At 74.3% G+C, this 11,294-nt stretch carries 9 protein-coding genes; all 9 read right to left on the bottom strand.

Annotated features, from left to right (window positions below; translation table 11 throughout):
* Positions 1 to 82: 82 nt before the first annotated feature.
* Entirely contained in the window at positions 83 to 2,647 is a 2,565-nt protein-coding gene (locus ACWF41_RS20650; RefSeq protein ID WP_380326101.1) for a heavy metal translocating P-type ATPase, read from the bottom strand.
* Positions 2,648 to 2,841: 194 nt separating this feature from the next.
* On the bottom strand, positions 2,842 to 3,213 hold the full coding sequence (locus ACWF41_RS20645) for a heavy-metal-associated domain-containing protein (RefSeq protein ID WP_380326098.1): 372 nt from the start codon (positions 3,211 to 3,213) through the stop codon (positions 2,842 to 2,844).
* Positions 3,214 to 3,238: 25 nt separating this feature from the next.
* Entirely contained in the window at positions 3,239 to 3,583 is a 345-nt protein-coding gene (locus tag ACWF41_RS20640; protein ID WP_380326095.1) for a metal-sensitive transcriptional regulator, read from the bottom strand.
* A gap of 30 nt (positions 3,584 to 3,613) precedes the next feature.
* Complete coding sequence (locus ACWF41_RS20635; protein ID WP_380326092.1) at positions 3,614 to 4,021, bottom strand: VOC family protein; 408 nt, start codon at positions 4,019 to 4,021, stop codon at positions 3,614 to 3,616.
* A gap of 48 nt (positions 4,022 to 4,069) precedes the next feature.
* Positions 4,070 to 6,307, bottom strand: a complete 2,238-nt coding sequence (locus ACWF41_RS20630) for a glycoside hydrolase family 3 N-terminal domain-containing protein (protein WP_380326089.1) — start codon at positions 6,305 to 6,307, stop codon at positions 4,070 to 4,072.
* A 184-nt stretch (positions 6,308 to 6,491) separates the two neighbouring features.
* Positions 6,492 to 7,667 (bottom strand): glycoside hydrolase family 1 protein, encoded by a 1,176-nt coding sequence (locus tag ACWF41_RS20625; protein ID WP_380324960.1) that lies wholly within the window; start codon positions 7,665 to 7,667, stop codon positions 6,492 to 6,494.
* A 68-nt stretch (positions 7,668 to 7,735) separates the two neighbouring features.
* A complete protein-coding gene (locus ACWF41_RS20620; protein ID WP_380324963.1) occupies positions 7,736 to 8,653 on the bottom strand; it encodes an alpha/beta fold hydrolase in 918 nt (305 codons plus the stop codon).
* A complete protein-coding gene (locus tag ACWF41_RS20615) occupies positions 8,650 to 10,314 on the bottom strand; it encodes an ABC transporter ATP-binding protein (protein ID WP_380324966.1) in 1,665 nt (554 codons plus the stop codon). Before ACWF41_RS20615 ends, ACWF41_RS20620 begins: the two co-directional genes overlap by 4 nt.
* Positions 10,311 to 11,291, bottom strand: coding sequence for an ABC transporter permease (locus ACWF41_RS20610; RefSeq protein WP_380324969.1), 981 nt, complete (start codon positions 11,289 to 11,291; stop codon positions 10,311 to 10,313). Before ACWF41_RS20610 ends, ACWF41_RS20615 begins: the two co-directional genes overlap by 4 nt.
* Between the last annotated feature and the right edge of the window lie 3 nt (positions 11,292 to 11,294).

Here is an 11,294-nt window from a genome sequence, read left to right as displayed (position 1 = left end):
GGGGGTTTTTTAGTGGGGGGGGTTTTGTCCGTGTTTGGGAGCATGAAACAGGGGCCAAACGCCCGCTCACAACACCTCGGGGTCAGCCGGCGCGGCGCAGGCGCAGCGAGTTGCCGACGACGATGACGGACGACGCGGCCATCGCCGCCCCGGCGATCATCGGGTTGAGCAGCCCCGCCGCGGCGAGCGGGATGGCCGCCACGTTGTACGCGAACGCCCAGAACAGGTTCTGCTTGATGACGCGCAGCGTGCCGCGGGACAGCCGGACGGCCGCCGGGGCGGAGCGCAGGTCGCCGCGCACCAGCGTGATGTCGCTGGCCTCGATCGCGACGTCGGTGCCGGTGCCCATGGCCAGGCCGAGGTCGGCGGTGGCCAGCGCCGCGGCGTCGTTCACGCCGTCGCCGACCATCGCCACGACGCGGCCCTCGGACCGCAGCCGGGCGACCACGGCCGCCTTGTCCTGCGGCAGCACGCGGGCGATGACGTCCTCGTCCGCGATGCCGACCTCGCGGGCGGCGACGCGGGCCGCGCCCTCGCCGTCGCCGGTGAGCAGCACGGGCCGCAGGCCGAGGTCGTGCAGCTCGCGGACGGCCTCGGCGGACGTCGCCTTCACCGGGTCGCGCAGCACGACCACGCCGCGGGCGGCGCCGTCCCACGCGACGACGACGGCGCTGGCGCCTGTCGCCTCGGCATCGGCGAACCCGGCCGCCAGCCCGTCCCTGCCGTCGCCGTCGAACGCGACGCCCTGCCCGGCCAGCCACGACGGCTGCCCGACGAGGACACGCCGCGCGTTCAGGCCGCCGTCCGCGGCCAGCCCCGCGAGGCCGGAGTGCGCCCGACGGACGACCGCCTCGACCCCGCCGCCCGGCGTCGCGTGGAAGTCGAACGCCTGCAGCGCGCCGATCCCGACGCCGTCCGCCCCCGTCCCGCCCGAGCTGTCAGGGCCAGGCTCGCCGGAACCTGCTCGTGGCCCTGACAGCTCGCGTGCGGCGGCGGCCACCGCGTGGGCGATCGGGTGCTCGCTGAGGGCCTCGACGGCGCCGGCGTACGCCAGCACCTCCCGCTCCCGCGAGTTGTCAGGGCCAGGACCGTCAGAACCTGCTCGTGGTCCTGACAGCTCGGGGACGAGCACGCGCTCGACGCGCATACGGCCCTCGGTGACGGTGCCGGTCTTGTCGAGCACGACGGTGTCGACGCGGCGGGTGGACTCCAGGATCTCCGGGCCCTTGATGAGGATGCCGAGCTGCGCGCCGCGGCCGGTGCCGACCAGCAGGGCGGTGGGCGTCGCGAGCCCGAGGGCGCACGGGCAGGCGATGATCAGCACCGCGACGGCGGCGGTGAAGGCGAGCTGCAGGTCCGCGCCGGCCAGCAGCCAGCCCACGAGCGTGAGCACGGACAGCCCGATGACGATCGGCACGAAGACGGCGGAGATGCGGTCGGCGAGCCGGGCCACGGGGGCCTTGCCGGTCTGCGCCTGCGACACGAGCCGCCCGATCTGCGCGAGCGTCGTCTCCTCGCCCACGCGGGTGGCGCGCACCAGCAGGTGGCCGGACGTGTTGACGGTCGCGCCGGTCACGGCGTCCCCGGGGCCGACGTCCACGGGCACCGGCTCCCCGGTGAGCAGCGACGTGTCGACGGCGCTCCCGCCCTCGACCACCTCGCCGTCCGTGGCGACCTTCTCGCCCGGCCGCACGACGAACACGTCGCCCACGGCGAGGTCGCCCGCCGGCACGCGCTCGGTGACGCGGCCGCCGTCGGGCCCGACGACGGGGGTGCCGTCGGCGGTGAGCCGCACGCGCTCGGCGTCCTTGGCGCCCAGCTCGAGCAGGGAGCGCAGCGCGTCTCCGGCGCGGCGGCGGGAGCGGTGCTCGGCGTAGCGGCCGGCGAGCAGGAACGTCGTGACGACGGCCGCGACCTCGAAGTACAGCTCGGGCGTGCCGCCGGACTCGGACGGGATCAGCGACGGCCGCATCCGCATCCCGAGCTCGCCCGCTCCGCCGAGCGTGAGAGCCCACAGCGACCACAGGGTCGCGGCGATGACGCCGAGCGAGACCAGCGTGTCCATCGTGGACGCGCCGTGCCGGGCGGCCCGCGCCGCCGCGGTGTGGAACGGCCACGCGCCCCACGTGACGACGGGCAGCGCCGCGGCGGCCACGACCCACTGCCAGCCGGTGAACTGGAGCGCGGGGATCATCGACAGCGCCACCACGGGCACGGTGAGGACGGCCGACGCGACCAGCCGGCGGCGCAGGTCGGTGCCGCGGGCGTCGGCGGGCGGCGCGGCGGCCCGCTCGGCGTGCTGTTGGACCTCCTGCGGCGCAGGCGCGGGCGCGGGTGACGGCGCGGCGGCGACGGCGGGCGGCGCGACGTCACGGCGCGCGGTGACGCGGGCGCCGTAGCCGGCCTTCTCGACGGCCTCGACCAGCGCGGCGTCGTCGACGGGCGCGGTGAGCTCGACGTGCGCGCTCTCGAGCGGCAGGTTCACGGTGGCGGTCACGCCGTCCACGCGGTTGAGCCGCTTCTCGACGCGCGCGACGCACGAGGCGCAGGTCATGCCCTCGATGGCGAGGTCGATCTCGAGGATCGGCGGCGGAGCCGGGGCGGCGGGTCCTGCCGGGTCGACCGGCGAGGACGTGGGGGTGCTCATGGGGTGACTCCCTGAGGTGCTGGGTGGAGGTCACCCGCGACGACCCGGGGCGGCGGGGTCGCGGTGGGGGCGCCGGTCGGGTGGACGGCGGCGCGGCGCGGAGGGCCTGGGTCGCGGCGGCTCGTCCGGGGAGTGGGCGAGCGGGCGACGGTTCGGCAGGCGGTCCGCGGGGGTGGCTCCGGGGAGCCAGGGACTCAGGCGCGCGGGGGCACGGCCAGGTCGTAGGTCTTCGTGGCCGGCGCGGCGTCGGCGGAAGCGGTGCCGCAGCCGCAGGCGCAGTCGTGCGCCTCCTGGCGGGCGGGCGCCTGCGCGGCCTGCTGGGCGGCGACGGCGTCGGCGAGGACCGCGACCGACGCGACCTCGTACCCGGCCTCGTCGACGGCCTCGCGCAGGGCGGCCTCGTCGAGCGGGGCGTCGGAGAACACGGCGACCTCGGAGGCCCCGCCGACGTGCAGCTCGACGGTGACGTCCTCGACGCCGGCCACGGCCGACAGGTCCTTGGTGACGTGCGCGACGCAGTTGCCGCAGGTCATGCCGGTGACGCCCAGGGTGGTGACGGTGCTCATCGGTGCTCCTTCAGTGGGGGGTGGGTCAGCTGCGGACGAGGCGGCCGATGGCGTCGGCGGCCTCCTTGACCTTCGCGGCGCCCTCGGCCTCGGACGACCTGGCGGCATCGACGACGCAGTGGCCCAGGTGGTCCTCGACGAGCCCGATGGACACGGCCTGCAGCGCCTTGGTCACCGCGGAGACCTGGGTGAGGATGTCGATGCAGTAGACGTCCTCGTCGATCATGCGCGCAATGCCGCGGACCTGGCCCTCGATGCGGCGCATCCGCTTGAGGTACGCCTCCTTGTCCGAGGCGTAGCCATGCGGCCCGTCGTGCTGGTGCCCGCCGTCGGTCGTGAGGTCGGGGAGGGGTGCGCCGGTGTCGGTCATGGGCCCAGCATACCCCTAGGGGGTAATGAGTCAACCGGCCGCTGCGTGGTCCGGCTCCTTGACGAGGGCCTCGACGTTATTGCCGTCCGGGTCGCTGACGAACGCGGTGTAGGCGCGGTACTCCGGCCAGTAGCGCGGGGCGTGTCGCGACGTCCCGCCCGCCGCGACGGCGGCGCGGTGGAACGCGTCGACGGCGGCGCGGTCGGGCGCCTCGAAGGCCAGGTGCAGGAACCGGGTCGCCTCGGCGGCCGCCGGGGCGGTCTCGAGCGACACGCTCGGGGTGTCGCGCCCGGGGACCCAGTACTCGGCCGTGACGTCCGTGCGGTACCCCGCCCGGACGCCCAGCGGCTCCAGCGCCGCGGTGTAGAAGCGCTCGCTGGCGGCGAAGTCCGCGGCGAGCACGCCGACGTGGTGGACGAGGTGGGCGGCGGCCGTCATCCCGCCCACGGTAGGAGCCGACGGCGCCGCCCGCCCACCGGCGTCGCGTCAGGCGATGCTGAAGGGTGCCACCAGGAGGTCGTCGCGGCGCGACGACGGGCCGACGAGCAGCTCGAACTCGCCCGGCTCGACGACGCGGCGGCCGTCGGCGTCGACGATGGTGCAGTCCGCGGCGGGTACCTCGACCTCGACGACCACGCTCTCGCCGGGCGCCAGCGGCACGCGGCGGAAGGTCTTCAGCTCGCGGTCCGCCCAGGTCACGGAGGTGACCTTGTCGCTCACGTACACCTGCACCGTCTCCACCGCCGGGCGGGTCCCGGTGTTGGCCACGGTGACGCGGCCCCGCACCACGCCGTCGGCCGCGACGTCGGAGGCGTCCAGCTCCAGGCCGGAGTACTCGACGGTCGTGTACGAGCGGCCCTCGCCGAAGGCATACGGCGGGCGCTGCGTGAGGTCGGCGTACCGGGTGCCGTGCTGGCCGCGCACCTGGTGGTAGAACACCGGCTGCTGGCCGGCGTGCAGGGCGTACGAGATCGGCAGGCGGCCCGTCGGCTCGATCAGCCCGAGCAGCAGCTCCGCCACGGCCCGGCCGCCGCGCATGCCCGGGTTGGCGGCGTGCACGAGGGCGGCGGCGCGGCCCACGGCCGCGGGCAGCACGAGCGGCTTGGACGCGACCAGCACGACGACGACGGGCGTGCCCGTCGCCACCAGCCGCTCCAGCAGCTCCACCTGGCCGCCCTGGAGCTCCAGGGTCGCGGTGGACTTCCCCTCGCCGGCCAGCGCGACCTCGTCGCCCAGCACGGCGACGACGACGCCCGCGGCGCGCGCCGCGTCCTCCGCCTCGGCGAGCAGGGCGGGGTCGGACGGCGCGGGCAGCGCGGCCGGCGGCCGGGGCTGCCCGTCGGGGTAGTGCGTGCCGTCCGGGTCGGGGCCCAGCTCGACGACGTTCGCGCCGCGGGCGTACGTCACCTCCCACGACGCGGGCGCGACGGCGCGCAGCCCGTCCAGCACGGTCTCCGTCAGCTCGCGCGGGTGCCCGTCGCGGATCCAGCTCACCTGCCCGGACGCGCCGGCCCAGTCGCCGAGCTGCGCGTGCGGGTCGTCGGCGTTCGGCCCCACGACGGCGACGCGGAGCGGGCGGGCCGGGTCGAGCGGCAGGGTGCCGTCGTTCTCCAGCAGCACGAGGGAGCCGCGCGCGACGTCGAGGGCGAGGTCGCGGTGCTCGGCCGAGCCGACGACGGCCTCGATGCGCTCGGCGACCGGCGCGCGCGGGTCCTCGAACAGCCCGAGGTCCACCTTGAGGCGCAGGACGCGCCGCACCGCGTCGTCGAGCCGCCTCTCGTCGATGCGACCGTCGGCGACGGCCTCCTGCGCGCCCTCGAAGAACTTCGGCGTCGCCATGATCACGTCGTTCCCGGCGTCGACGGCGGCGGCCGACGCGGCCGCGTGGTCGGGGCTGACGAACTGCTCCCACACCATGCGGCCCACGTTGTCCCAGTCGGTGACGAGGGTGCCGTCGAAGCCCCACTCGTCCTTGAGCACGCCCTGCAGCAGCCAGCGGCTGGTGGTGATGGGGACGCCGTCGATGGCCTGGTAGCCGATCATCACGGTGCGCACGCCCTCGCGGACGACGCGCTCGAACGGCGGCAGGAACCACGAGCGCAGCTTGCGCGGCGTGAGGTCGGCCTCGGTGGCGTCGCGGCCGCCCTGCGTCTCGGAGTAGCCGGCGAAGTGCTTGGCCGTGGCGAGCACCGCCGTGGGGTCGGTGAGCCCGTCGCCCTGGTAGCCGCGCACCATCGCGGCGCCCATCTCGCCGATGAGGAACGGGTCCTCGCCGAACGTCTCGTTCACGCGGCCCCAGCGCAGGTCGCGCGTGGCGCACAGCACGGGGGAGAAGGTCCAGTGCAGGCCGGTGGCCGCGGCCTCGGCCGCCGTCGCCCGCGCCCCGCGCTCCACCAGGTCCAGGTCCCACGTGGCCGCCATCCCCAGCTGGCTGGGGAAGACGGTGGCGCCGGGGAAGAAGCCGTGCCCGTGGATCGCGTCGTCCGCGACCAGCAGCGGGATCCCCAGCCGCGTGCCGCGCGCGAGCTCGATCGCCTCGACGACGCGCGACGGCGACGCGTGCAGGATCGACCCCGCCAGCCGGTGGCTCACGATGTCCTCGAGGTCGTCCATCGCGTTGAGCTGCAGCATCTGCCCCACCTTCTCGGGCAGCGTCATGCGGCTCAGCAGGTCCTCGACCCGCTCGGCAGCAGTCAGAGCCGGATCACGGTACGGAAGGGTCATGAGTTTCACAGTCCTTGATCGGTTCCAGTGCGGCCGGGAGCTGACCCGGTGGACGACGACGGTGGTTCGGGGGTGTTCTTGTCGCGAGGCTGGATGGGCCTGGCGGGAGGTCGCGAGGAACGAGCGACCGGATGGACGCCTCGCGACAAGAACACCCCCGAACCACCGCCGGGAGCAGAGCGGGTCAGCGGACGGTGAGTCCGTTCGCCTGCGCGACGGAGCCGAGCCAGCCGAGCGACGGCTTCGGGCGGCGCTCGAAGGTCTCCTTGTCGAACTCGACGAGGCCGAACGTCGGGCGGAACCCGGAGGCCCACTCGTAGTTGTCCAGCAGGCTCCAGTGCAGGTAGCCGCGGACGTCGATGCCGTCCTGGATCGCCGAGTGCAGGCCGGCCAGCGCGCCCTCGGTGTAGTCGATGCGGCGCGCGTCGTCCTGGGTGGCCATGCCGTTCTCGGTGACGAACACCGGCACGCCCTCGGTCTTCTCCCAGGCGGCGCGGACGCCGTGCTCGAGGGCGAGGGGGTAGAACTCCCAGCCGGTGAGGGTGGTCTCGATACCCTCGGGCACCTGGCGGGGGCCGTCGGGGCCGATGATGGTGCGGGTGTAGGCCTGGACGCCCACCCAGTCGTCGCCGCGGGCGGCCTCGAGGTACCAGTCGTCGCGCGGGTAGCCGTACTCGTGGGCCACGTCCTCGCAGCCCTGCTCGGGCTGGAAGTCCTGGGTGGCGACGGTCCAGCCCGAGCTGATGCCGCCCACGCCGGCGAGGATCTCGCGCGACCGGGTGTGGCACTCGAGCAGCGTGTCCGCGACCTGCAGGTCGGGGTCGGGCAGGCCGTAGGCCACCAGGTTGGCCGGGTCCTCGCCGCCGGCGATCATCGCGGCGATGTTCGGCTCGTTGATGGTGCAGACGTAGTCGACGTCGTTGCCGAGGATCGGCAGGGCCAGCTCGGTGAAGCGGGCGAAGCGGTCGGCCGCCTTCGGCGAGCGCCACATGCCCTCCTCGTAGAACCAGCGCGGCACCGTGAAGTGCATCAGCGTGACCATCGGGGTGATGCCGAGCTCGAGGCAGGTCTCCACCATGCGGCGGTAGTGCGCGATCTCGGCGCGGGAGACGAAGCCCTCCTCGGGCTCGATGCGCGCCCACTCGATGGAGAAGCGGTACGTGTCGAGGCCGGCGTCGCGCAGGAGCGTCATGTCCTCGCGGTAGCGGTGGTAGCTGTCCGCGGCGTCGCCGCTGGGCTCGACGATCGAGGTGCCGGCGGCGTGCTCGCGCACCCACCAGTCGCTGGAGACGTTGTTGCCCTCGATCTGGTGGGCCGCGGTGGCGGCGCCCCAGCGGAAGCCCTCGGGGAAGTGCAGCACGGGATGGTCCTTACGTTGCGGTGCGGTGTACAGAGGCGCGAGCGCGGGGGCTCAGCGCACGTGGTGGTTCAGCGCGAGGAGGTCCAGAAGTCGGCCAGGAGGTCCGCCGTCACGGCGGGGTTCTCGACGTTGGGCAGGTGCCCGGCTCCGTCGATCACGGCGTACCGGGCGCCGAGCCGCTCGGCCATGGCGCGCTGCCACGGCTGCGGCCACGCGGCGTCGTCCACGCCGTGCGCGACCAGCACCGGCAGGCCGGCGGCGGCCAGGCCGGGCGTGACGTCGCGGACGTCGGCGAGGACGTCGATGGCGCCCAGCAGGTTGTCGGTGCTGGTCGCGATCGAGCGGTCGCGGTGGAAGCGGGCGTCGGCGTCGAGGTCGACCAGGGCGGCCGGGTCCTCGGACAGCCGCCGGGCGAGCCCGGGGTTGTCGAGGGTCCACAGGTCGACGAGGCCGGCCGCGGCGAGCAGCCGGTCGCGCTCGGCATCCTTGCGCCCGGGCCAGCCGTGCGGGCCCGAGCAGAGCATCGTGAGGCTCGCGAACGGCGCGGGGTCGCGCACGACCGTTGCCGACGCGACGGTGCCGCCGAAGCTGTGCCCCAGCAGGTGGAGGTCGCCGGTGGCGATCCCCGCCGTCGCGCTCACGAGGGCCGCGACGTCGAGCGCGTCGCCCGTGAAGTCCTCGCGGCGGTAGGCGCCCACCCCGCGCGGCGCGACCGAGTCGGCCTGCCCGCGCTGGGAGTACGTCCACGCCTCGACGCCGCGCTCCGCCAGCAGCGGCAGCAGCAGCCGGTGGTCCTCCCGCGACCCGGTGAACCCGGGCACGAGCAGGGCCACCGCGCGGCGCTCGACGCCGTCCGGCACGACCGACCGCAGCGCGGTCAGCGGGCCCACCGGCACGTCGAGCACGAGCGGCTCGACGCCGTCCGGCAGCGGGAGCACCGAGAACGGCGTCCCGGGCCGGACGGCCGTCGCGGCGGGCGCCGTCACGACGCGGCCCCGTCGGAGAACCGGCGCGCCGGCTGCGGGATCGCGTCGAGCAGCTGCGTCGTGTACTGGTCCTCGGGGAAGCGCAGCACCTGCGCGGTGCCGCCGGACTCCACGACCTTGCCGTGGTGCAGCACCATGATCTGGTCGGTGATGACGCGCGCCGAGAGCAGGTCGTGCGTGATGTACAGCAGCGAGACGCCGAGGCCGGCGCGCAGGTCCTCCAGCAGGCCGAGCACGCCGGCGCGCAGCGACACGTCGAGCATGGAGACGGGCTCGTCGGCGATGAGCACCTGCGGGTTCGACGCCAGGGCGCGTGCGATGACGACGCGCTGCCGCTGCCCGCCCGAGAGCTGGTGCGGCAGCTTGGCCGCGTACTGCTCCACGGGCGTGAGGCCCACCGTCTCGAGGAGCTCCAGCACCCGCTCGCGTGCGGCCTCGCCCTTCAGCCCGGTGAAGTTCTCCACCGGCCGCGTGAGCGTGTACTCCACGGTGTGCAGCGGGTTGAGCGCCGAGTAGGGGTCCTGGAAGACCATCTGGACGTCGGCGTGCAGCGTCTTGAGCCGGCGGCGGCGCAGCCGGTCGACCCGCAGGTCGCCGAACGTCACCGTGCCCGACGTCGGGCGCTCCACGCCCGTGACCATCTTGGCGATGGTCGACTTGCCGGAGCCAGACTGGCCCACCAGCGCCATCGCGGCGCCCGGCTCCAGCCGGAACGACACGTCGTCGACGGCGGTGACCGGCTTCTCGCCGCGGCGCGGCGGCGGGTACACCTTCGACACGTGGTCGACGACGATCGCGTCGTGCGCGGCGGCCCGCGCCTCGCCGTCGTGCTCGTCCTGCGGCGCCTTGCGCTCGAAGCCGGGCAGCTCCACGACCTCGGCCCGCGGGTCGGCGTAGTGGCTCAGCAGCATCTGCGTGTACGGGTGCGCCGGGGCCTCGAAGATCTGGCGGGAGGCGCCGTCCTCGACGATCTCGCCGTCGTGCATGACGACGACGCGCTCGGCCGACTCGAGCACCGCGCCCAGGTCGTGCGAGATGAGCACGGCCGTGAAGCCCTCCGCGGCCTGCAACTCGCGGATGGTGTCCATGACGGCGTGCTGCACCAGCACGTCGAGGGCCGTGGTCGGCTCGTCGAACACCATGAGCCGCGGCTCGAGCGACAGGGCCAGCGCGATGGAGACGCGCTGGCGCATGCCGCCGGACAGCTCGCCGGGGTAGCGGTCGAGCACGGTGGACGGCAGCTGCACCTTGTCGAGCAGCTCGACGGCGCGCTGGCGCCGCTTCGCCTTCGGCACGTGCCCGTGCGCGGCGAAGATGTCGCCGAAGTGGTGCGCGATGGTGCGCACCGGGTTGAGGGCGTTCATGCCCGACTGGAGCACCATGGCGAACCCGCCGCGACGCTGCACGCGCAGCTCCTCGGCGTCCAGGTGCGCGATGTCGGTGCCGTCGAACACGATGCGGCCGCCGGAGATGCGCGCCGGCGCCTTGGCGAGCCGCGTCACGGCGAAGCCGAGCGTCGACTTTCCGGAGCCGGACTCGCCGACCAGGCCCACGAACTCGCCCTGCTCGAGCGTGAGGTTCGCGTTCTTGACCGCGTGCGTCGGGACGGCCCCGCGGGGCTCGTAGACGACGGACAGGTCCTGGATCTCGAGCAGGCTCATCGGCCGGTCCCTTCCCGCAGGCGCGGGTTGGACAACCCGTCGACGCCGAAGTTCACGAGGGTCATGGAGGTCGCCAGCAGCGCGATGCACAGGCCGGGGGCGAACAGCAGGATCCACTGCCCGGTGAGGATCGCCATCGAGTTCTGCGCCCAGAAGATCATCGAGCCCCACGACACGGTGGCCATGTCGCCGAGGCCGAGGAACGACAGGCCCGACTCGGCGAGCACGGCCGACGTCGCGGCGCCGAAGAACGACCCCGCGATCATCGAGGTCATGTTCGGCAGGATCTCGCGGAAGATGACCCGCGGGGAGCTCTCGCCGGAGAAGATCGCGGCCGTCACGAAGTCGCGCGAGCGCAGGGACTGCGTCTGCGAGCGCAGCACGCGGGCGCCCCACGCCCAGCCGGTGATGACGACGACCAGGATGATCATCGGCAGCCCGCCGTTCTGCAGGTACGCCGCGATGATGATCATCAGCGGCAGGCCCGGCATCACGAGGAACAGGTTGACGAGGAAGTTGACGACGTCGTTGCCCCAGCCGCGCAGGTAGCCCCACGACAGGCCGATGGCGACGGCGACGAGCGTCGACAGGCCGCCGGCGACGAAGCCGACGAGCAGCGAGACGCGGGCGCCGTAGATCACCTGGGAGAGCACGTCCTCGCCGGCGCCGGTGGTGCCGAGCCAGTGCGCGGCGCTGCCGGGCTCGTTGCGGGCGAACGAGTCGTCGTGCGGGGAGTACGGGGCGAGCAGGGGCGCGAAGATCGCCATGAGGACGAACAGGCCCAGCAGGACCAGGCCCACGCGGGCCTTCGGGTTGGCCCAGACGGTCGCGAACGCGCGGCCGAGCACCTGGCCGGTGCGGCCGAGGCGGGTGCGCGCGGGCCGGGTCGGGCCCTGCACGGACTCGGGGGCCGGGCCCTCGGGATCCGTCGTCTCGTAGGACACGGAGGTGGTCGGGTCAGCAGCGGAGTTGGCCATCGG

Source organism: Isoptericola sp. NPDC055063 (assembly GCF_053608125.1).
The sequence above is the reverse complement of the archived record's forward strand: the minus strand, read 5'-3'. Positions and strand labels throughout refer to the sequence as shown.

What these genes read in the sequence shown, in the direction of transcription:
- ACWF41_RS20650 (WP_380326101.1), bottom strand. Translation starts at nt 2,647, where the DNA reads ATGAGCACCCCCACGTCCTCGCCGGTCGACCCGGCAGGACCCGCCGCC.
- ACWF41_RS20645 (WP_380326098.1), bottom strand. Translation starts at nt 3,213, where the DNA reads ATGAGCACCGTCACCACCCTGGGCGTCACCGGCATGACCTGCGGCAAC.
- ACWF41_RS20640 (WP_380326095.1), bottom strand. Translation starts at nt 3,583, where the DNA reads ATGACCGACACCGGCGCACCCCTCCCCGACCTCACGACCGACGGCGGG.
- ACWF41_RS20635 (WP_380326092.1), bottom strand. Translation starts at nt 4,021, where the DNA reads ATGACGGCCGCCGCCCACCTCGTCCACCACGTCGGCGTGCTCGCCGCG.
- ACWF41_RS20630 (WP_380326089.1), bottom strand. Translation starts at nt 6,307, where the DNA reads ATGACCCTTCCGTACCGTGATCCGGCTCTGACTGCTGCCGAGCGGGTC.
- ACWF41_RS20615 (WP_380324966.1), bottom strand. Translation starts at nt 10,314, where the DNA reads ATGAGCCTGCTCGAGATCCAGGACCTGTCCGTCGTCTACGAGCCCCGC.
- ACWF41_RS20610 (WP_380324969.1), bottom strand. Translation starts at nt 11,291, where the DNA reads ATGGCCAACTCCGCTGCTGACCCGACCACCTCCGTGTCCTACGAGACG.